Source organism: Rhodohalobacter halophilus (assembly GCF_001715195.1).
GTDB classification, from domain to species: Bacteria; Bacteroidota; Rhodothermia; order Balneolales; family Balneolaceae; genus Rhodohalobacter; species Rhodohalobacter halophilus.
Window position 1 is genome coordinate 33217 of sequence record NZ_MDWE01000043.1, and the last position, 22231, is coordinate 55447.

Annotated in this window: 21 protein-coding genes; 13 read left to right on the forward strand and 8 right to left on the reverse strand. The window is 43.4% G+C overall.

All coding sequences use genetic code 11. From position 1 onward, the window contains the following. Positions 1 to 209 precede the first annotated feature (209 nt). From atpC to BG260_RS11670, 3 genes are all read right to left on the reverse strand, one after another. The gene (atpC, locus tag BG260_RS11660; RefSeq protein WP_069132873.1) at positions 210 to 605 is read right to left on the reverse strand and encodes an ATP synthase F1 subunit epsilon; all 396 of its coding nucleotides are present in this window, start codon (positions 603 to 605) and stop codon (positions 210 to 212) included. 20 nt (positions 606 to 625) lie between these two features. Beyond that, the gene (atpD, locus tag BG260_RS11665) at positions 626 to 2116 is read right to left on the reverse strand and encodes a F0F1 ATP synthase subunit beta (protein ID WP_069132875.1); all 1491 of its coding nucleotides are present in this window, start codon (positions 2114 to 2116) and stop codon (positions 626 to 628) included. Between the two features lie 221 nt (positions 2117 to 2337). After that, complete coding sequence (locus BG260_RS11670; RefSeq protein ID WP_069132877.1) at positions 2338 to 3954, reverse strand: Na/Pi cotransporter family protein; 1617 nt, start codon at positions 3952 to 3954, stop codon at positions 2338 to 2340. Positions 3955 to 4164: 210 nt separating this feature from the next. Between BG260_RS11670 and rsmB the strand changes: the two genes are divergently transcribed. The 7 genes from rsmB (at position 4165) to BG260_RS11705 (ending at position 10897) form a co-directional block, all read left to right on the forward strand. Next, positions 4165 to 5484: a 16S rRNA (cytosine(967)-C(5))-methyltransferase RsmB gene (gene rsmB, locus BG260_RS11675; protein ID WP_069132879.1), complete on the forward strand. Its 1320-nt coding sequence runs from the start codon at positions 4165 to 4167 to the stop codon at positions 5482 to 5484. An 88-nt stretch (positions 5485 to 5572) separates the two neighbouring features. Continuing rightward, positions 5573 to 8272 (forward strand): valine--tRNA ligase, encoded by a 2700-nt coding sequence (locus tag BG260_RS11680; protein ID WP_069132881.1) that lies wholly within the window; start codon positions 5573 to 5575, stop codon positions 8270 to 8272. Between the two features lie 122 nt (positions 8273 to 8394). After that, the gene (locus tag BG260_RS11685; protein ID WP_069132884.1) at positions 8395 to 8883 is read left to right on the forward strand and encodes a hypothetical protein; all 489 of its coding nucleotides are present in this window, start codon (positions 8395 to 8397) and stop codon (positions 8881 to 8883) included. Positions 8884 to 8987: 104 nt separating this feature from the next. Further along, positions 8988 to 9173 carry a hypothetical protein gene (locus BG260_RS11690; RefSeq protein ID WP_069132886.1) on the forward strand — a complete coding sequence of 62 codons (186 nt, stop codon included), beginning with the start codon at positions 8988 to 8990 and terminating at the stop codon, positions 9171 to 9173. 5 nt (positions 9174 to 9178) lie between these two features. Next, positions 9179 to 9958, forward strand: a complete 780-nt coding sequence (locus BG260_RS11695; protein WP_069132889.1) for an SDR family NAD(P)-dependent oxidoreductase — start codon at positions 9179 to 9181, stop codon at positions 9956 to 9958. A gap of 85 nt (positions 9959 to 10043) precedes the next feature. Beyond that, positions 10044 to 10478, forward strand: coding sequence for a hypothetical protein (locus BG260_RS11700; RefSeq protein ID WP_069132891.1), 435 nt, complete (start codon positions 10044 to 10046; stop codon positions 10476 to 10478). An 8-nt stretch (positions 10479 to 10486) separates the two neighbouring features. Beyond that, positions 10487 to 10897, forward strand: coding sequence for a hypothetical protein (locus tag BG260_RS11705; RefSeq protein WP_069132893.1), 411 nt, complete (start codon positions 10487 to 10489; stop codon positions 10895 to 10897). Here BG260_RS11705 and BG260_RS11710 read toward each other — a convergent pair whose 3' ends face one another. Both BG260_RS11710 and BG260_RS11715 read right to left on the reverse strand, forming a co-directional pair. Beyond that, entirely contained in the window at positions 10898 to 11887 is a 990-nt protein-coding gene (locus BG260_RS11710; protein WP_176719489.1) for a mechanosensitive ion channel family protein, read from the reverse strand. A gap of 44 nt (positions 11888 to 11931) precedes the next feature. Then, positions 11932 to 14946 (reverse strand): ATP-binding protein, encoded by a 3015-nt coding sequence (locus BG260_RS11715; RefSeq protein ID WP_069132895.1) that lies wholly within the window; start codon positions 14944 to 14946, stop codon positions 11932 to 11934. A gap of 262 nt (positions 14947 to 15208) precedes the next feature. Between BG260_RS11715 and BG260_RS11720 the strand changes: the two genes are divergently transcribed. Both BG260_RS11720 and udk read left to right on the forward strand, forming a co-directional pair. Further along, positions 15209 to 16471, forward strand: a complete 1263-nt coding sequence (locus BG260_RS11720) for an N-acetylmuramoyl-L-alanine amidase family protein (protein ID WP_218089767.1) — start codon at positions 15209 to 15211, stop codon at positions 16469 to 16471. Beyond that, a complete protein-coding gene (gene udk / locus BG260_RS11725; protein ID WP_069132897.1) occupies positions 16464 to 17087 on the forward strand; it encodes a uridine kinase in 624 nt (207 codons plus the stop codon). Before BG260_RS11720 ends, udk begins: the two co-directional genes overlap by 8 nt. A 30-nt stretch (positions 17088 to 17117) precedes the next feature. On the opposite strand, the gene BG260_RS11730 is transcribed toward udk, so the two are convergent. After that, complete coding sequence (locus BG260_RS11730; protein ID WP_069132899.1) at positions 17118 to 17858, reverse strand: type III pantothenate kinase; 741 nt, start codon at positions 17856 to 17858, stop codon at positions 17118 to 17120. Between the two features lie 82 nt (positions 17859 to 17940). Between BG260_RS11730 and BG260_RS11735 the strand changes: the two genes are divergently transcribed. After that, a complete protein-coding gene (locus tag BG260_RS11735; protein WP_069132902.1) occupies positions 17941 to 18660 on the forward strand; it encodes an SDR family oxidoreductase in 720 nt (239 codons plus the stop codon). Beyond that, on the forward strand, positions 18660 to 19073 hold the full coding sequence (locus BG260_RS11740) for a DUF4296 domain-containing protein (RefSeq protein WP_069132904.1): 414 nt from the start codon (positions 18660 to 18662) through the stop codon (positions 19071 to 19073). The genes BG260_RS11735 and BG260_RS11740 overlap by 1 nt, the downstream gene beginning before the upstream one ends. Here the strand turns inward: BG260_RS11740 and BG260_RS11745 are convergent. Then, a complete protein-coding gene (locus BG260_RS11745; RefSeq protein WP_069132906.1) occupies positions 19070 to 20548 on the reverse strand; it encodes a histidine kinase dimerization/phosphoacceptor domain -containing protein in 1479 nt (492 codons plus the stop codon). The two genes, BG260_RS11740 and BG260_RS11745, sit on opposite strands and share 4 nt — an antisense overlap. Positions 20549 to 20858: 310 nt before the next feature. Beyond that, positions 20859 to 21257 (reverse strand): DUF3127 domain-containing protein, encoded by a 399-nt coding sequence (locus tag BG260_RS11750; protein WP_245683962.1) that lies wholly within the window; start codon positions 21255 to 21257, stop codon positions 20859 to 20861. Positions 21258 to 21346: 89 nt separating this feature from the next. Between BG260_RS11750 and BG260_RS11755 the strand changes: the two genes are divergently transcribed. After that, entirely contained in the window at positions 21347 to 21601 is a 255-nt protein-coding gene (locus tag BG260_RS11755) for a Smr/MutS family protein (protein ID WP_069132953.1), read from the forward strand. Between the two features lie 20 nt (positions 21602 to 21621). Next, positions 21622 to 21996: a hypothetical protein gene (locus tag BG260_RS11760; protein WP_069132913.1), complete on the forward strand. Its 375-nt coding sequence runs from the start codon at positions 21622 to 21624 to the stop codon at positions 21994 to 21996. Positions 21997 to 22231 lie beyond the last annotated feature (235 nt).

The following is a 22231-nucleotide window of genomic DNA, read 5'->3' on the forward strand; positions in this document are numbered from 1 at the left end:
GTAATTTCAAATTGCTACAAGAAATAATCTAATTACCGTTCTAAAAAGCTTTTCACGAAATAAATCTCTGGCAGTTTCAAAACATTCCTTTTTAAGGAATTATTTTTCAGTTTTAACTTCAAATAATTCACGCTCAATCCACTGTAAAACAAAAAACCCCGACCGGTTTTCACCAATCGGGGCTTGTAAATTCAGTTTACTATAAGAAGTTACTGAGCAATATTCAGCTTATTCTGTGCAATAGCCAGATCTTTTTCTGCTTTATCGCGATCGTTCTTCACATCTCTTAATCGCTCCTTAGCATCGTCGCGAAGCTTCTTTGCGGCTTCTACATCTATTTCTGATGCCTCTTCGGCTTTCTCGGCAAGCAGAGTCATTTTGTTGTCATTCATCTCAACAAACCCACCGCTTACCGCATAGTTAGTTTCGCTGCCATCAGTTTTTTTGATGACAATTCGCCCTACGCCCAATGTTGAGACGATAGGTGCGTGATTATAAAGCACCAGAAAGTTTCCATTGCTGCCGGGCACCTGCACACCTTCAACATCTCCGTCATAAAGAGATCCTTCCGGTGTGAGTATTTGTGCATGAAATGTCTTAGACACGATATTCTCCGGTTTGTGGATTAAGCTTCTTCTGCTTCAGCGAGGAGTTTTTCACCTTTCTCCTGTGCCTGTTCAATCGTACCCACCAGGTGGAAGGAGTTTTCAGGAAGGTGATCCAATTCACCTTCAAGGATCATCTTAAAGCCCTTGATGGTATCTTCAATCTTCACATACTCACCGCTCTGACCGGTAAATTGTTCCGCTACAAAGAACGGCTGACTCAGGAACCGCTGAACACGACGTGCACGGCTCACAACCGTTTTATCCTCATCGGAAAGTTCATCCATACCCAGAATGGCAATAATATCCTGCAGGTCTTTGTACTTCTGCAAAATCTCTTTCACTTCCTGTGCGGTATCGTAGTGATCATCACCAACAACTTTTGGATCCAGAATTCGTGATGTAGAATCGAGCGGATCCACAGCCGGATAGATACCGATCTGTGTTAATGCACGACTCAATACGGTTGTCGCATCCAGGTGAGAGAACGTGGTAGCCGGAGCAGGGTCAGTCAAGTCATCGGCAGGTACGTAAATCGCCTGAACAGATGTAATTGAACCGTCTTTGGTAGAAGTAATACGTTCCTGAAGATCCCCCATCTCACTGGCCAGAGTTGGCTGGTAACCTACCGCTGAAGGCATACGTCCCAGAAGTGCTGACACCTCAGAACCGGCCTGGGTAAACCGGAAAATATTATCAATAAAGAGAAGAATGTCTTTGGAAACCTCATCACGGAAGTACTCAGCAACGGTTAGCCCGGAAAGTGCTACTCGAGCACGAGCTCCCGGTGGTTCGTTCATCTGGCCGAATACCAATGTAGCCTGAGACTCTTTGAGTTTATCTTTGTCTACTTTGGAAAGATCCCATTCGCCTTTCTCCATCGATTCGATAAATTCATCGCCGTACTTGATAACTCCGGATTCGAGAAATTCTCGAAGAAGGTCATTTCCTTCACGTGTTCGTTCACCCACTCCGGCAAATACGGAAAGTCCACCGTGCTGCTTCGCAATATTGTTAATCAGCTCCTGAATCAATACGGTTTTACCTACACCGGCACCTCCGAAAAGTCCAATCTTACCACCTTTGGCATACGGACAGAGGAGGTCAATGACCTTAATTCCGGTTTCAAGCATCTCGGTACTTGTTGCCAGGTCTTCAAACTTAGGAGCCTCTCGGTGAATCGGGTAGCTTCTCTTGCCTTCAGGCTGTTCAATTCCGTCAATTGCTTCGCCCACAACGTTGAATAGACGACCGCGAATATCCTCTCCGACAGGCATCGAAAGAGGTGCGCCGGTATCCACTACCTCTGTATTACGAATCAGGCCGTCTGTTGAGTCCATCGCAATGGTTCGCACCCGATTTTCTCCCAGGTGCTGTGCAACCTCCAGATACAATTTTGTGTTGTCTTCTCGTTCAATGTAGAGTGCGCTCATCACTTTTGGCAGTTCACTTTTGCCAAAATCGACGTCAACTACGGGGCCAATAACTTGTGCTACAGTTCCTTTATTCATTCGATTATAATCGTTTTTTGTGTCTTTACGCGTATTGTAAACTGTTTTCTGTTCCTTTCAACGTTGCCGGCAGGCACCCCGGATTTCCCGGATTATTACCTCCTCATTGAAAGCTTAAAAAGTTAGCCACTTCTTGCTCAAAAATCAAAGAAGAATCAAACAGTTTTCACCCTGTTCAAAATATAATGCAAGTGTTAGCTTCAATACGTTTAAACCAAATTTTAATCATGATTCAGATTGGACTCAATAATGGCTCTCATCCCAAAAACAATCATCCGGCAGGATTGAGTCACTACCCGGTTTAGCATCAATAAAAAGGTAACCTCAACTTTTTTAAAATCCGGAGTAGCAACTGCTTTTGAACACATCTGTATAAACTCTTTATCACTCACCTCAATCTGCTCATAGAGATCTTCCACTTCATCCAGCACAGCTTGGCAGTCTATTTCTAATTCAGGGTCAACCAGCTTATTTGTAGTTTTTACCACAAGATCAACCCGATCCTTCAGCATCTGCTTTCCGGCTTGATGAATTTCATCGTACTCCCCTTCCAAAACCTTTAACTCATCGACCGATTCATAAAGGTTTTTTGTGCTGTTCATAAAATTACGACTCGCTCGTAACAGCTTATCAAGCTGTTCACTCATACCCGGCTGCAGATTTTCGTTGTGAAGCTCGGTGTAGTACGCAAAAATTTCCCCGTTGTACCTTTCCAGATCAGAATAGCTCAGATCTGTTCTCTCCCCTCCAAGTTTAAATATCGGCTTCAAAAAGTTTACAGTGTGACGGAGCTGACACTGAATCTCTTTTCTGAAGGCAACGAGCCCGGCTTCCGGCACATTGGGATCGGTTTTATGTATATAACTGCTGAGTGAAACAAATTTCTCCGGAATCCACCCTTCTACCTTGTTTGCCAGCCGGCCGATAAACGGATAGTACAACAACACGCCACCAATATTGAAGATAGAGTGAAAAAGCGCTAACCCTAAAACCAGGTTGTCATTAAAGGAGAACAGATCGAGAACCAGCCAGGTGAGCAGCGGCAGAGCTAACAGGGCTGCAATTGCAGTACCCGAGGTAAACAGAAGTTGACTTAAAGCTGCCTGTTTTTTGGTATGAATTCCTCCGAGTGCTCCCAGAACCACCGTAACAGTCGTTCCCACATTCGCGCCAATAATCATGGCTGCTCCGGATGAGAAATTTATGACACCACTGAACAGCATAGTAAGGACGATGGCAATTGTGGCAGAACTGCTCTGCATGATGGCGGTTAAAACTAACCCGGTCAACGCGTAAACCAGTACACCATATCCGGCAAACATAGCCGGATCCAAAACAGTTGAGATCTCATCAACACTGGTTTTCATGTAGTCGAGGCCCATAAAGAGGAAACCAAAAGCAACCAGAAATTTACTGATATTCACATACTTGGCCGACTTTGCTAGAACAATCATTCCAAGACCGCCAATTCCGATCATTGGCAGGGAAAAAGCCTCGATGTTAAATTTAAACCCGAATACCGCTACAATCCAAGCGGTTGCGGTTGTCCCGATTTTAGCTCCCATCATTACAGATATGGCCTGAATCAGGTTCATGATTCCCGCACCTACAAATGCAAGTACCATCAACGAAACAGCGGAGCTGCTTTGCAGAATAGCCGTGCTGAACATCCCGCTAAGTATCGCTTTGATTTTGGTGCCGGTCCATCTTCGTATCAATGATTTAAATGCAGCACCGCTCAGGATACGAATGGATTCTTCCATCATATGCATCCCGAAAAGGAAAATCCCCAGACCGGCAAAAAATGTCCAGATTTCAAACTGAGAAAATAGCTCCATACAACCGATTAATTAACCTATCACCTGATTCAAAATTACGAAGATTGGCTCGATATCAAAGGAATAGAATTTGATGAGATTTGGCAAATCAACTATTAGCAAAAAGTATCTCAATCTACTATCTTTAAGACTCTTTAAAATTCGACCTTATGCCGACCCCTATCGGCTTCGGATTGCTGAAATTTGAATTTATAAAACCGGGAAAAACCATTGGATACGGAACTTACAGCGCGATCAGCCAGCATTGAACTACTCGAAACATTTGATGAAACAAACAATCTCGACTATTCAGTGGCCAATGAGCTCGAACCCAGAGAGCGGGCACAGGTTCGGGAGTATGTTCAAAATATTTTACGAAAGCGCAGTTATCTGGATTTTATCATCGGTGAGTATTCGAGCATTACTCTGGATGAGATGAAATCATCTCTGAAGAACATTTTAAGACTCAGCCTTTATGAAATGCTCTTTATGGATGGCACGCCCGATTATGCCGCCATCAACGAAGCTGTTGAAATTGCTAAGCTAAAATTGGGATCCAAGGCCGGAGATCTGGTCAACGCAATTTTGCGTAACATTCAGCGAGACATCGACAACCTCCCTAAACCTGCGTTCAAAGACCGCACCAAGCTGATTGCCACAACATTCTCTCATCCTGAATGGATGGTAAAGCGATGGGTAAAACGATTTGGCGAGCGGGAAGCTTTTCAGTTGATGCAGGCGAACAACCAGCGGCCAAACTACTATGTTCGGGCAAATAATCTCCGCACCAAGACCGAGAACTTTAAGCTCCGAATGGAGAAACTCGACATTCAGTTCGAAGAAAGCGACTGGCTGCCCGGTTACTTTCGGGTGGACAGTGTGGCCCCGTTTATTTCAAAAGATCTGCTTAAAAAAGGTATTTGCCTTGTTCAGGATATTGCCGCCGGATTTGCACCTACCATAGTAGAACCTGAACCCGGTGAAACTATTTATGATCTCTGCGCCGCACCGGGCACCAAAAGTATTGTGATGTCTGACATGATGAACGCTGAAGGCAGTATTGTTGCGGTAGACATTAACCCGAACAGGCTCGAACTGCTGGCAGAGAGCGCCCTGAACTATCGGGCAGAAAATATCAAAATTCGTCAGGATGATGTCCGTGAACTAAACCTGAAACTTGCAGACGGTGTTCTGCTGGATGCGCCCTGTACCGGAACCGGTGTGCTAAGCAAGCGGGCTGACCTACGATGGAAGCGAACTGAAGAGGAGCTGGAAAATTCTGTTAAGTTGCAGGAAGAACTGCTGGATGAAGCTGCCAACCATGTGAAGCGAGGCGGACGGCTTGTTTACAGCACCTGCTCACTGGAACCGGAAGAGAATTGGGAGCAAATTCAGAAATTCCTTGAAAAATACGACAACTTCGAATTGGAAAAACTGGATGAATTTCTGCCGGAAGAAGTTCTCATTGAGGATGGATATGCATACCAAACGTTCCCTCATAAACACGGCTGCGACGGACATTTCGGTGTTCGCCTGAAACGAGTAAAATAATTTAAATCTGAGTATTAAAGAGTGCAGAGTTAGTAGCTCTGCACTCTTTTTATATCATCTCCTTTTTTTACCTGAATGATAATCTTCTATGAGTTCAACTGACAATCTTCAAGACATCCCAAAACATTACGATCCATCCGAAACGGAAGATAAATGGTACTCTTACTGGGAAGAGAACAACTACTTCCACTCTGAACCTGATGATAGAGAATCATTTACTGTAGTTATACCCCCGCCAAACGTAACCGGCGTTCTTCATATGGGCCACATGCTCAACAACACTATTCAGGATGTATTGGTGCGCCGTGCCCGCATGAAAGGATTTAACACCTGTTGGGTTCCCGGAACGGATCACGCCTCCATCGCTACCGAAGCAAAGGTTGTTCAGAAGCTTCGAAACAAAGGGATCAAGAAGAGTGATCTTTCGCGTGATGAATTTCTAAAGCACGCCTGGGAGTGGACGGATGAACACGGCGGAATCATTCTCCAGCAGCTCCGCAAATTAGGAGCATCCTGCGACTGGCAGCGCACCCGCTTTACCCTGGAAGATGAACTCTATGAGTCGGTGATTGACTGCTTTATTGAACTGTACGATCGGGGGTATATTTATCGCGGTCAGCGTATGGTAAACTGGGATCCGGCCGCTCAGACCGCGCTCAGTGACGAAGAGGTCATTCACAAAGAGGTACAGTCTAAACTCTACCACGTTCGCTACAAAATCAAAGATTCAGATGAGTATATCACCATTGCAACAACTCGTCCCGAAACGATTCTGGCCGATACAGCCGTCTGTGTGAACCCGGACGATGAGCGCTACACACATTTGATTGGGAAAACTGCCATCATACCGATGGTAAACCGTGAAGTGAAGATTATTGCGGATGATTATGTTGACAAAGAGTACGGAACGGGTTGTCTGAAAATCACTCCTGCACACGATCAGAATGATTATGAAATCGGTGTAAAACATGGACTTGAGATTATTGATATGCTCAATGCCGATGGAACCGTTGCAGAGGTTGCCGGACACTATATCGGTAAAGATCGATTTGAAGCTCGTAAGCTCATTGTTAAAGATCTTGAAAAACAAGAGTCGCTTGTAAAGGTTGAAGAGATGGCCAACAAGGTTGGTTACTCCGAACGAACGGATGCGGTCATTGAACCGAGACTCTCCCTTCAGTGGTTCTGCAAAATGGATGAGCTGAGCAAGCCGGCACTGGATAACGTGATGAACGACGAAATTCAGTTTCATCCCGCCAAGTTCAAAAACAGCTACAAGCACTGGATGGAGAATATCCGCGACTGGTGCATTTCGCGCCAGCTCTGGTGGGGACATCGAATCCCGGCCTGGTACTACGGTGACGGTGAAGAGGAGTATGTAATTGCCAGAACGGCTGAGGAAGCTCTTGAAAAAGCAAAAGAGAAATCGGGTCGCAGCGATCTGAAAGAGTCCGAAATTCATCAGGATGAAGACGTACTCGATACCTGGTTCAGTTCCTGGCTCTGGCCGATGTCCGTTTTTGATCCCGATTTCATCAAGAACAAAAAAGGAAATAAGGAACTAGAGTACTACTATCCTACACAGGATCTGGTAACCGCGCCCGAAATCATGTTTTTCTGGGTTGCCCGGATGATTATGGCCGGCTACGCCTTTACCGATGAGAAGCCGTTCAGCAACGTTTACTACCACGGAATTGTGCGGGATGAGAAGCGACGGAAGATGTCCAAATCTCTCGGTAACTCACCCGATCCTCTGAAGCTGATTGAAAAGTACGGAGCCGACGGAACACGCGTGGGAATGCTCTTCGCCTCCCCCGCCGGGAATGATCTTCTGTTTGATGAAGCACTCTGCGAACAGGGTCGCAACTTCTCCAACAAGATCTGGAATGCCTACCGATTCCTTACCATGAATATGGAGAAGGGTGTTGATTATAATCCAACCACTATAATAGACCCCAAAAATGTAGCTGATAAGTGGATGATGGGACGCATCCAGACCACGCTGCGGGAGATGGAAGATGACTTTTCGAAGTATCGACTGAACGAAGCTCTGAAAAAGATCTACTCTCTGGTTTGGGATGATTTTTGCGACTGGTACATCGAAGTTTGCAAAGCGGATCAGTATGGCGAGAACATGCCAAAAGAGAACCTGGAACGGGCACTCGGTTTCTTTGAAATGCTGATGAAGATGCTGCACCCGTTTATGCCGTTCATCACTGAAGAGATCTGGCAGCGAATTCAGGAGCGCTCAACGGAAGAAGCCCTGACCATCAGCTCCTGGCCGGAGATGCAGGATGAACTCCACCGTGATTCAGTATCTATCTTTCAAACGGTTCAAACTCAGATCTCATCCATTCGGAATATCCAGGCAGAGATGAATCTATCTCCGAAAGCGGAGCTGAACATCATCATTAAACCGAAAAATGGAGAGCTTTCCGAACAACTTGAATCTGCTGAATGGGTGTTCAGGAAACTTCTGCCGGTTGAATCCATTTCGTTTGATGTAAATGCTGACAAACCCAAAGCGTCGGCTGCATCTGTTGTTGACGGATCAGAAATTTACGTACCTCTGGAAGGCTTGATCGATCTTGAAATAGAACGGGATCGGATTCAGAAAGAGATCGACCGGCTGACAGGATTTCTGAAAGGAGTGGAGAAAAAGCTATCCAATGCCGGATTTGTGAATAACGCGCCGGAAGAGGTTGTTGAGAAAGAGCGGCAGAAAAAAGAAGATGCCGAAATGAATCTCGAGAAACTCACCAAACAGCTGGAGGAGTTTCAGGCCTAGTGTTTTTTTGAACTTAGTATCCACTAAGTTGCAATTTCAGGATAACAGATTTTTTCTACATCTTGTATAACTGACTGAAAAACTGTCAACGTTAACACGTTTATTTACTTACAGGGGATTCTATGATCAGCTCAAGCACGTTTTGGCGCACCGTTATTTCGGGTTTTATTGCCACCTTTATCATGGCAATGGTATCATTTCTTCAGGGAGGAATAGGGCTTCCAACCATTGATATCGCCTATATTATAGACCAAAGTTTGAATCACGTTCACGGCAAGGAAGTTTACTCCATGGCTTGGGCAAATGTAGCCTATGTAATTGGCGGTATCTTGATGGCGCTCTTCTGGGTTGTTTTCCTTCAAAAAAGAATGCCCGGCAACTGGATTCTACACGGAATTGCATTTGGATTACTGATCTCCATCTTTTCCGGATTGATTGTCGGTCCGCTGGTGTCCGCTGCCGCAGGGGATTCATTTGGTTTGTTCTACTCAGACACCTGGATTCCGGGAAAAATTCTGCTGGCCGGTGTCATCATGCATCTCAGCTATGGTCTTACCCTCACACTCAGCCTGAATATTGCCGGAGTACATGGTATTGATGAGCAACATTAGACTCATCTTGCGGATTTAGATATCGTCCACTTTTTGAACTTTGAACCCACTATTTCTGTTCTGAATATTGAATAAATCGGAAAATTGACTAAACGGTGGACACTATGAAACTCAAGGAGATGACAAGAGAAGAACTGGAACGGTTCATTGAAGAGAAAGGAATTGGAGCCGAGAAGCTGGAAAAAGCCAAACGAGCTCAGAGAAATCTTAATATTGCCCTGCTGTTAGGTTCTGCATCACTCTTGGTTGGCCTCTCTGCCATTGCAGTGTACAAGGCAATGAGCGATTAAATTAAATGTCAGAAACGGCACTGATTACCGGGGCTTCAAGCGGAATTGGAAAGGAGCTGGCAAAAGTATTTGCCCGAAATCAATATAATCTGATCTTAACCGCACGAAGGGAACATCTCCTGAATGATCTTAAAAAAGAGATTTCAGATCAGTATGCGGCAGATGTACATATTTTTCCGGCTGATTTAGCGCATTCGCAAACCGTAAACTCCCTCTTCCGTTACTGTAAAGAAAACAACTTACAGGTTGATGTTCTGGTGAACAACGCAGGAATTGGAGATTACGGTTTATTTCAAGATAGTGTTTGGTGGAAAACGGAAACGATGATTGACCTGAATATGAAATCACTTACTCATCTCACCCATCTTTTCCTGCCGCAAATGCTTGAACGCAGACATGGTAAAATTATGAATGTGGCATCAACTGCGGCGTTTCAGCCCGGTCCTCTGATGAGTGTTTACTACGCTACCAAACACTATGTTCTCGCCTTCAGCGAAGCTCTGGCCAATGAGGTTGCCGACCAAGGTGTAATAGTTACGGCTCTCTGCCCCGGCCCAACCCAGTCAGAATTTCAGGCAACGGCAAATATGGAAAAGTCCAAGCTTATGGACCGGTTTCCCCTCCCGTCTTCCAAGGAAGTTGCTGAGTTCGGATTTAAAAAAATGATGAGCGGAAAGCGTATAGCCATTTATGGATGGATGAATAAAGTCACATCTTTTGTTGTGAAATTCTTCCCCCGCAGATGGGTAACAGCCATGGTCAGAAAAATTCAGGAGAGAAAATAGATCTGTTATTCCACTTCTACTTTTGATATAATATTGCCGGAACATCATCGTATATAAATCAAAGGGCCATAAATAGTTCCGTATTATGAACATTCCATACAGCATTCTGATATCACTTACAGTTTCATTCATTTTCTTATTTACAACCGCCTGCGATGAAATTACTTCCGGCGAACTCAACGAACTCTCAATTGATGAGGTTGCCAAATTAATTGAAATGGAAGTTGGTGATGCAAAAGCGAATGAACTTAGTAGCTGCAGCACTATGGCTATCGGTGCAAAACCATGCGGTGGCCCCTGGGGATATATTGTTTACTCTACAGAACAATCTGACACCAACAAACTTCAGCGACTTGTAGATCGGTATAACGAACTGGATGATATCCGAAACAGAGAGAAAGGATTAGGTTCAATGTGTGATTTTGCAACAAAACCTGAGCTCGAGCTTATCGGCGGTCAATGTCACGGGGATGGTCATTATGCATGGAATGCCGGAGAAATCAGTAATCGCACTCAATAAACTACTATATGGACTTCACATCATTAGCCGTACTTCTGTTCAGTTCAGCCATACTCCTTTTCTCCTGCGCTTCAAACGGTACGGAGAAAACGATAGAAGAGATTGCCAAAGATATTGACAAACTGATTGGAGATGGAGCTGCAGACTCAGTTGAGCAGTGTGCTATAATGCCCATCGGCGTAAAACCGGCAGGCGGCCCCTGGGGATTTCTGATCTACTCTACGAAAAAAACTGATCGTGAAAAACTGGAAAGTCTGGTAAACAGATACAACGAACTGGATGCTGCAAGAAATGAAGAGGGGGATACCTTTTCTTCAGCTGACGTTGCAACGGAGCCTGCGCTAAAACTAGTGGATGGACATTGTTTTGGTGAAGGACGGTACGCCTGGAACCCCGGTGAGGTGCAGGAAAATACCTGATTAACTTTTCGATTGAGCCATCGCACCTTTCTCGCCTTCTCTATTTGATGAGGGGATCATCCCCAGTTTGTTGCACTCATCCACGATCATCTCGGTTAAGTCGCTCTTGAACAAAAATTCAAACCGAATGTCTACCACATAGGCTTTCACCCGAAGTTTATAGACGAAATGCCGGTTCTCCAGTTCATTTAAAACAATTATTGAAACCGGTTTATTCAGGTACGTATAGGATGAAGCATACACCGCTTTATACGCAATTTGTTTCACTTTTTGTATATCCACCGATGCAGGCAAATAGATCTCGGCAACTACCTGACAGTCGAGTGCACTGGAGTTGGTATTGGATACTGCGGTGTTCATTAATTCGGCATTTGGAATAGATACAACGGAATCGTCCGGAGTGACTACTCTGCAGGAACGAAGTCCAATATTGATTACCTCACCATAATGATTTCCCACCTCAATTTTGTCTCCCACCTGAAACGGACGGTCCAGAATGATGATGATCCCACCGAAAATATTTTTCAATATATCCTGAGAGGCAAAACCTACGGCTATGCCCACAGATGCCCCTATGGCAATGATGGTTTCAAAAGGCGGGGATATGATACCTACAATAACAATGTAAATTGCAAAGGACCAAATGACAATGCGACTGATCGGTGCAAGCCGTTTGATAAAAAGCCGGTAATTCGTAGCCTTTTCTGACAGATTATCGAGTATGATCGTCAGGTACTTGTTGATGAAATAGGTCACCACAAGAATAAAAATGATGTAGAAAACCTTACTGAGAGATATCAATTCACGAATCTTAGCAATTTCGCTGTACTCTTCAGGCAGTTCATCCACAGCTCCCGGCTCTGCGCTACTCGCTTGATCCTGCTCCATTGCCCACTCAGTGACAGGGTACTCCGCCGCTAATTCTGCCTGTACATGTTCCGCTGCAAAAAAACTCAGCATAAAGACGAGGAAGAGCGGTTTGATGCTCATTCGTATCCGATTTGATAATCTTGATCTACTCATTATTACTCCCGTCAATGTATCACATTTCTACGTTTCAGAAGCCGGACAACCTGCCGGTATACCAAATGATTTAACTTATAACCGTCTTCACCATTCTGTACAATACCCTTGCTTTTCAGTCGTGCAAGCATCAGTCGGCTTTCGGAAATATCCTGATGCAGAGCCATCGCTAATTCAGCTTCATTCAGGTTTTCGTGAAGTACCAGAGCTGCCAGGGTAAACAAAACTTCCCGAGCCGGAACTTCCAGTTTATCCAGGTCGGCAATTTCAGTTGGAAGCTGTTTCACTGATCGGTCATCAAACTCTTTAATAGACTGCATCCAGAAAATCATTGCAATCGACAGGTTACCCTCCGCAATTTTATCCAATCGGTTAAAATACTGCTCATGCAGATACTTCTGTTTCTCCCCTTCATCCGACATTATTTTTTTAAACGTTCTGCTCTTTTGTGTTGCCGTTCCCGGCTCAAAGATCAGTTCATACCCGGTTGCCTTATGGCGGGTTAATATGGAGTCTTCAAGCATCTCCCGGTCAAGGTTATCTGACCGGACAATATGGGAGAAATATTGATCTGCCCCGAATACCTTTTCAAAATAGTTCCATGCAAATGCGGAGCAGGTTACCAACCAGAATAGTTTATCTCGGGTAGACGCCATGATAACCCAAAAGCTCTCGATTGCCTCAAAACCATGGATATTTCTGATAAAAATGTTGTGGATATTTTCTACAACCAGGATTTTTCTGCTTCTGAGCTTCTGAATTTTCTGAATAAGTTCATCCCGACTTTCAATATTTTTAAATCCAAATGCTCCGGCAATCACATCGATCAGATCTTTCTCCTTATGAATCGTCTTTCTGAAATTGACTGTGACAATTTTTTCGCTTTCCAGAAAACGTTTTTCTAAAAATTTTAGAGCTAAACTCTTACCGCTTCCTCTCTCTCCAACAATCAGAAAGTTCGTTTCGATGGATAGATTCCAATCCTCAAAAGATTGCTCAAAATGTGAAAACAACCCCTTAGGGTGAATATAGAATCGATCATCAATTTCAAAGTCGTAGCTGAAGAGCCTTTTATAGACAAATGGAAATTTGTGGTGTACATCTACTTTAGCCAGGTATTCGGCAAGATTTCGTTTTTCAGTAGTGCTAACGGCCCCTTCATCATCAAAGCCGAGAAAGCGTGCAGTAACTCCCTTTACTTCTTTAAACTTTTTGACAAAATACCGTCTGAACAGTTCAAACTTTTCAAGGGCTCGGTAGTAAACCTTTACGATTTTATCTTGCCAGTTTTGAGCGGTAGCCTTCACCTGAAGTGCTTTATCCTGCATTTCCAGTTCATTGTAGGAGCGGGAAAGCATACTTTCGGATAAAGACTGAATACTAACCGGAAAATCCTCCTTTACTACCTTCTCGTAAGAGTTTTGGCGCTCTCTGACCCGTTTTATCGCCGCTTCAAGCTGACTCACCGCACGGTCGGTTCCCGAAATAGCAATCTCCAGCACCGACTGCTCTTCATCCTTCTCTTTTTCAGACTCTTTTGCTGTCAATAGATTAACATCCACTACCTGAATGATCTCCTCCGCCTCCGCGGCCAGTTCATTCAAAAAAGCGCTCCACTCCCGTTTTTCGGGATCCATCTCCCGGAGGGCTTTCTCCTGCACATAGCGTGTGGCAAGCTTTTTCCAGTTTACCGTATCAGTCGTAACCTGTGGCCTGCCATTTTCAATGGATCTCTTTTCAGCCAGGGTAAATGTGTCTGTGAAGTTGTAGAATCCAAGCTGGAGATCAGTGATCGATTTTTGTATCTGACTGATCAGATGTTGCTGACCTTCAACATTTCCCATCCCTTCAGCCATTTCTCTCGAAAGCTTTTCCGAAATCTCTTCTCTTAGCTCCTGTACTAATTTGGCCGGCAATCTGTCCGATTTTTGCTCTTTTAGTGTTTTGGAAACCTCCTTAATCCGCTTCACAGAATTTTCAAGCGGCAGGTAGCAAAAATCCCGAAAAAAGCGATGGGTAAATCCAAGTATTTCTTCCTTAGCTCGGTCTGCCAGAAATGCAAAACGGGCAATTTCTATCTGAATGGCAAAGTCTGAATATTGAGAGTTTAGAAATGCCTGCCACTCCTTCTGCCGGTTTATCAGAATGCTCTTTTTTTCAGAAATGATCGCCTCTAACCGGTCATCCTCCAGCAGTTTCTTGTTCTCTTCAACGGTGCCGCTGACAACGGCGGCTTGATAACAAGCTTCATAGACCTTTTCAGAAAGTGATGCTTTTGAAACTGAATCCTTCAGCATCAGAATCGACTCCTGTAGATGGGTTTCAATTTGATCGATAACACGGAATTTACTTCCGGCATGCTGTTCTTCCGGTTTCGTTTTGCTCTCCTTATCGCTGTGCTCTTTATCTTCCGCACCGTTATTTACAGATTCATCTGCACTCTCAACATCTTCTTTCAGCGGCTCCTGTTCCAGTAACTTGCCCACAGCCCGGCTCAACAGTTCAAACTCTTCTGCCAACAAATTATTCGGCAGGTCCGAAGTTCCGCAAAGCTGTAACTTTACGGTACGTCTCAGCTGAACAACCTGCTTCCACCCGCTCTTATCCTTTTTAAAGGGCATACTTACCCGCCGGGCAAATCTCTTTAACTTCTTTTGAAATCTTAGTTTAAATGAATCCTCTTCACCAATTGCAAAACGCTCTTCCGATTGATACTCAACCACAGTTTCCGGCAGTGATCTGGTCAGATCTTCAATCAGTTGATTCCACTTTTCAGACCAAAGATTTTCATTATATCCCTCTATGATCTGTCTGAGATCAGAAATATTTTTATTCAGAGTATCGACAACCCGCTTATTTCTGAGCTCATCACTCTTCTTTATTCCGAGAATCTCCTTATACGTTTTTTGGAACCACTCCAGCAGTGCCAGCCGGAATTCAGATCTCATATCTGCATAAGCCTGATCAAATTTTTCCCCAATCTGCTCTCTGAGATGTTCCCTTACGGAAGGATAATTTTTATTCATGTTTAAGTATACTGAAGTATTTCGCAGCCCGTTTCACCTAACATAGTACAAAACTTTTTAAATATAATTGGACTCGGCTCCACGGCTAATTTCCATTAATAATTCGGAGACTTTTAAAATCGGTGCAGAGGAAAATGGAAAACCTGAAATAAGATATACGGACCATTATATGGTTTTTTAAAGCCTCTATACATAACACAAAAATTTGATTACCTTTAGTTATCATCTAACGGACTTCTGAAAATATGAATGCTTTAGTCTAATGAAGCGGAAAATCATCACTCTACTCTTACTGTGTGGTTCGATTCTGCTTACTCTTCAAGCCGAATCTTTGTATGCTCAAAATGAGCTCAACAGAATTTCTATCGCCGAGAGAAGTGATGGCAAAGGCTATGTGGTGCGCAATCACCTTTCAAGTATGGTTGATTCCGTTAAAATTGAGCAGCCCTCACCTGACCGAATTCAAATGCTCCTTTTTGCTCAGGAGCTTGACACCTTGAATTTTCGCTACCCTCCTCAAACCGGAACATTCAATCATTTTGATCTTTTTCCGGTCGATAACGGCATGGGGGTTGAAATTTCACTCAGTGCAGGCAACTATTTTAAGACCAGAACCTACCCCGACCAGAATGGAAGAGATCTGCTGCTGGCCATGGAGCGCGTCTCCTCAACAGAAATTGAGCAGATTGCAGCAAATTCTACCGAAATCGACTTTACAGACTACATAGCAGATATTCACGGATTTGCGGAAGATGAGGAGATAGACAATTCATTTCTAAGAATCAGAGATAATCAGGAGTTTAATGTAATTGTGCTGGATGCCGGTCATGGAGGAAAAGATCCCGGAACTGAAAACAGATCCATGAGATTGCAGGAGAAGGATATCGCCCTTGCAGTAACGCTTAAAGTGGGTGAATATATCAAAGAGCACATTCCTGATGTTGAAGTAGTCTATACCCGAACGGATGATACGTTTGTTCCCCTTAGTGAACGCGGATTGACTGCTACCCGAAACAAGGGAGACCTCTTTGTTTCCATTCACGTAAATGCCGCCCCAAATTCACCGTCTGCTCACGGTACCGAAACATTCTTTTTGGGACTTGCACGAAGCAAATCCGCACTTGAGGTAATGAAACGAGAGAACAGTGTTGTAGATCTCGAAAACGGGCCCGGTTCACTGGAATTGAGTGAAGAGGAACTGCTGGTGTATGAATTAACGAACACCGGAAATCTGGCCATCAGCGAACGTATTGCATCCATGGTGGAAGATCAGTTTAAAAATCGTGCCCAGCGGAGATCTCGCGGTGTAAAACAGGCCGGTCTGGAAGCCCTCTGGCACGCATCCACTCCAGCCGTATTGATAGAGCTCGGGTTTTTATCCAACCCGTCTGAAGCAAGATTTTTGAACAGTGATTATGGGCAGACAATCATGGCCTCTGCCATTTTCAGAGCCATTCGGGATTTTAAATTAGAGTATGACAGAAGTATCAGAGGAAACGGTGAAAGGCAAGCAAGTAATGAGTGATAAACCGTTGATCATCGGGGTTGCCGGCGGCAGCGGGTCCGGCAAAACGACTGTGGTTAAGAATATTATTGAAGCAATTGGGGAAAAACGGGTGCTGCTGATACAGCACGATTCCTACTATCGGGATCTCAGCCACCTCCCATTTGAAGAGCGAACGAAACAAAATTTTGACCATCCCGCTTCTCTCGAAACTGAACTGATGATCCGGCACCTCGATGCACTTCGAAATGGTTATCAGGTTGATATACCGGTTTATGATTTTGTGGCACATACCCGTTCGGATGAGACCTTTACCGCCCTACCGCAAAGAATCATACTGGTTGATGGAATACTCATATTCAGTGAACCCAAACTTCGAAAACTAATGGATATCAAAATCTTTGTGGATACGGATGGAGATGTTCGTCTGCTGAGACGTCTGCAGAGAGATATCAGTGAACGAGGGCGCGATCTGGATGGCGTACTGAACCAATACGAAAAATTTGTACGTCCAATGCATCTCGAATTTGTTGAGCCAAGTAAACGATATGCGGATATTATCATTCCCCGCGGTGGCGAAAATTTAGTTGCTCTTGAAATGGTCATTGCCCTTGTTAATGGCAAGCTCGCTGATTAACACAATATTCTCGTTTTGATGAACGGATTGTCATTTCAGATTTTCTAAGTCTTCCCAGAATTTTTCCATACCGTCGAAGTGAAGATAAGGACGATGAACCGGTTTTAGTTCTGTGTTCAAATTTTGGGAAAGGTATAAAGAATCCCCTCCGGTAATAAAAAGCTCCGTTTCACCCGCTATCCCATCCAGATATTTTCGAATAAATCCATCGATAGCCATTAAAAAACTGCCACTCGTCCCCCACTCTAAACTCTTAACCGTCGACCTGCCCGGCCACTGGTCCGGAATGTTATACTCAACTGCCGGTAACTCCGGCAAATAGGCCTCTATCGACTTGTGAAAGAGAGTTAATCCCGGCATGATAACACCGCCCCGGTACACTCCCTCGGCGGTCATCCAGTCTACAGTGCAGGCAGTGCCTGCATCCACACAGATCACATCCTTATTTGTTGCGGATACAGCTCCGTAGCAGGTTAAAAAACGATCCATCCCGAGAGTATCCGGTGTTTCATAATCGAGGTTATCCGGGTCAACCAGCGAAGTGGTAAGTACTTTTATATCGAATTCGACTAAACTTTTCAGAGCCCTGGTTAAAACATCTTCTCGAACAGAACTGATTACAATGAACTCCGCACCGCCCTGCTCCGCTACAATCTTTTGTAATTGTTCAACGTTTCCATTTGTGGTTCTGTAGAGTACCTTCCAGGCCACACCACGCTTCTCGGCCAGTTTAATGTGTGAGTTTCCTATGTCGAGAAAGAGTACTGACATCTTTTCGTATTTTGGAATGATTGATGGATCGGATGTTTTATATTATCAAACAACAAGTTAAACGAAAAATTGATCCCAAAGAATGGAATTATTAAATAAGGTAGCAATTGTAACCGGAGCCAGCAGCGGAATCGGCACTGCATTTTCAAAGAAACTGATCGATAAAGGCGCAACGGTGTACGGTTTGGCGCGTCGCCTAAATAAACTGGAAGATATTCAAAGCAAGCTTGGTGAAAAGTTTATTCCTGTACAAATGGATGTAACCAAGCACAAAGACATTGAAGAGTGGGTAAATAATCAATTCGATGAGGATCACCTGCCTGATATTCTGGTAAACAATGCGGGATTGGCCAGGTTTGGCAATGTTGACGATCTTACCGTTGATGACTGGGATACAATGGTTCAGACCAATCTGAATGGTATATTTTACCTTACCCGGGTGATTGTTCCTCTTATGAAGCAGAATCCTCAACATTGCCATATCATCAACATTGCATCTGTGGCTGGTCTCTTGGGAAATCCTCAGCTGACCGGATATAACGCAACCAAATTTGGTGTTCGAGGCTTTAGTGAAGCCCTTTTTAAAGAGTTGCGTTATGATAAAATTAAGGTCTCGGCAATGTTTCCCGGATCCATTGCTACCGATTTCTTTAACAAAGTTGGCAGCGAAACACACGCCAATATGATGCAGCCCGGTGATGTTGCCGATACCCTGATTCACCTGCTCGAGACTCCGGATAATCTCCTGATCAATGAAGTTACGATGCGACCGCTTAATCCAAAAAATCCGGACAGTAAATAGTGAAACGTACTGCAAATATAATTCTACTCTCCATTGCCCTTCTCACGGCTCTCGGTTGTGAGAAGGAGCCGGAAATTATGGATGAAGAGCTCTACAAAACCGTGCTTACAGAGCTCTCTATCGTAAATCAAATGGATGAAGAACTGTTTGGGGAGAAGAGTCGCCTGGAAAAACGGGAAGACATATTCTCCCACTACGGGATCAGTGAAGAGCTGTTTGAACTTTCTCACGAAATTTACCAACGAGATATTGACGCACAGATGGAGAGAATTCGAGATGTACAGGATCGGTTACGAACGGAGCGTGATTCTGTCCAGGCAGCCGAACGAAGGTACCGAGATGCAAATCGACCCGATGCCGATTCAATTCGCCGGCAAATCAGAGACCGAAGAGATTTAGAAGATATCGACTAACTGTCAAGTTTAAACTTAAATCGGATTCGGAAACCGTTTTCTGAATCTACTTTGTAATTGGAGCCGAGCTGGTTAATCAGTGTTTTGATGATGGTAATTCCCATACCGGTACTGTTTTCAAACATGGATTTATCAAAGCCCTTTCCATCATCCTGGTATGTTACCTCCACAAAATCGCCTTTCTGAAAAATATGGATTTTTACAATCCCTTTTTCACGTTCTTTAAATGCGTGTTTAAATGAGTTGGTAACCAGTTCACTCATAAGCAAGCCAAGAGGTATGGCCTGATTTATACTCATCGACTTCACCGTACAGTTGACCTGGATATCAATATCTTTACCCTGAATCAGATAAACGGCAAGATGTTTATTGATTAACTGTTGCAGATACTGATCAAATGGTATTTCAGAGAAGGTATCAGAACGGTAGAGTAGTTCATGAACCCCGGCAATCGACTGTATTCGATTTTGAGTTTTGATTAACGTATTAACAATCACCTCATCCTCAGCATCCATCCTTTGAAGGTCGATCAGACTGGAGATAATGGCCAGATTGTTCTTTACCCTGTGATGAATCTCAGAAATCAATACCTCTTTCTCCTTCAATGCGGCTTCATTCCGTTTATTCGCTTTATATGAGGCCATCATGAAATAGATCAAAAAGCCGAACATTACCCCTACCACAATTCTGAAAAAGAGACCAACCTGACTGATCAGTGCTTCACGCCCGGAATAGAAGTGCTCGTTCATTGCCAATTCCATTTTCCAATAATTATCTGACCCGGAAATAAAATCTAAGCGCAGCGAGGTTATGTACTCTTTACTATTCTCGCCATCCTCAAAACCAAACTGATAGAACAGTCGATCGTGATGATCCCAAATTCGTAAATTAAACATCTCTCTCCCGGCCATGAGGGCATTAAACTCATCGGTAAAATCCATTCCAACTGTCAGGGAACCGTGAAATTCGTTATTATAATAGATAGGGGCATCGATTAAGAATGCAGAATTACCCTGAACCAAATCGGTTATACCGGTCATATTAAGCGTAGAATCTCTCTTCATCTGCAGCCATTCATCGCGCCTGTAATCCAGGTCCAGAATATTTAACCCAATTGCTTCTCTGTTCTCTTCATAGGGTTCAATTAACCGGATTACCCCATCGCTGTCTATCCATTCAAAAAATCGAAAAGGTAGCTTAACATTTAAAAGAAGCCCTGTTTCAAATTCAAAATTCTCAAAATATCTGCCCTCGGTGAATTCAACCCTTGATTTGTGATTGTAGGCGAGATTTAGATGTTCATTTACAGTCTCCTCAAACAGATCTTTCAGAAGTCCTGCAGTCGATTCAAGTGTCTGAATGCGGGCTTCCCTCAACTGCTTTTGATCTTTACTCCATCCATAATAGAATGCGAAGATGAGCAAAAGTGCAACAACACTGCCAATAGCCAGCCCCTTTGGTGATATTTTATTCAATAAAGCCTCCCAAATTCCATGAATGGAATGATTACCCTATTAAAATGTAAGTCAATTTTCAGTTGATTAAAAAATTCACCGGAAAAAATGCTATAGCCTATTAAAAAAAGGTAAGCCCCTGAAGTCTGCCGAATGAGGATTAGCATTACACGGTTAAGTTCAGAATCACTTCTTTAAAACTCTCATTGTTTAATCGTTCAAATTTTCAGTCTCTCACCTTTTTGTTGTAGGGAAACTCTCTCCCTCATTTAAGTATGCGCAAAAACTTGATCGAAACCCCCATATTGATTTTCAAAAACATAAGTAAGAGTCAGAAAGGTGCGCGTTCATCTTCTCCTTCGGGGCCAAAGTCTATGACTACATCATCAGCTGAGTTCCCTTCTGAAGCGGCAGCACCTTTTTCTATTTTCCAGGCTTTAACGTCTGTGTACCAGTTTCCTTTATACTCCCGGCTTTGAATATCTATAAACGCAGTTATCGTTTCATCTTTTACAACCGGATTTTTGTCAATTTGATCGCCCCACTGCGTAATGCAAACCTTTTTTGGATATTCTCCCCCCGTTTCCAAAATGAAATCGCGCTTTTTCCATGGGCCATTTTTTCCCTTACCCGATTTTATTTCTAAAATATCGATGACTTTTCCTGTAATTTGAAGATCCATAACTGCACATTTTATTGACTTTTCAAGTTCTAAAATAGCAGGATTCAAAAACAATTCAGAATGAAAATGTGAGACTTTTCAATTATTATCCATGACCATTATCTGTAATGTATTATTCAGAAAAGGCTGATCATCCTATGGCAAAACTTAAACTCGACCTTCATGATATTTATAACAATGGCAATCAGATAGATCAGGAGCTGGAAAATATCATTAATGAGGCCATTGAAAAGCGAATTAAAACTGTAGAGATCATTCCGGGAAAGGGATCGGGGCAGTTAAAAAAACGGGTTTTAAAGTTCCTGGATCAGAAACATATTAAAGATAAATATCACAGAATTGATAAAGACAGTAAAAATCACGGACGCTTGTTTGTCTATTTCAAATTCTGAACTAACAACTATACATTTTTATGGACGAGAAAGAGCGTAAAAAACTGATTGAACAGAGAAAGAAAAAGCTGAAGAAAAAGGAATTTGAAAAAGATCTTAAACAACAGCTTCGTCATGGCGAGATGAAAGCCAAACAGCAACAGATCAGGGAGGAGCACACAGGAAAATATGGAGACCGAATTCTTATTTTCTTTATCACATTTGGAGTTCTTTACGCAGCTTACGTAATGTTGTCATACATTGGCCGGTACATGTTTGGAGCAGGGATGGGTTATTTTGGTGTTAGTTTTGAATGGCTCACTCCCGTCATTCATGTTTTAATTCTGGGCGCATCTATTATCAGTGCAGTCAGAAATCGTTCTGTTCTGGATGATATCATTGATTTTATTACCTGACTATACTGTATGTCAATCGAAATCGGACACCGTTTTTTATCAATCGGCTTATTTTTCCAAGATCGAGACCATCAACCGGCCGGGTAAATGGGTTCTATTCGCGAACGATTTCAAATTAAACTATTTTATGCTAATAAAATGGCGGTGAACTGATTACCCCCTAAACAGAACTAAATTTTTAAAAGGTTTGAATAAACACTCGAAGCAAGCACCACAACAAAAAAAGCAGAATCAG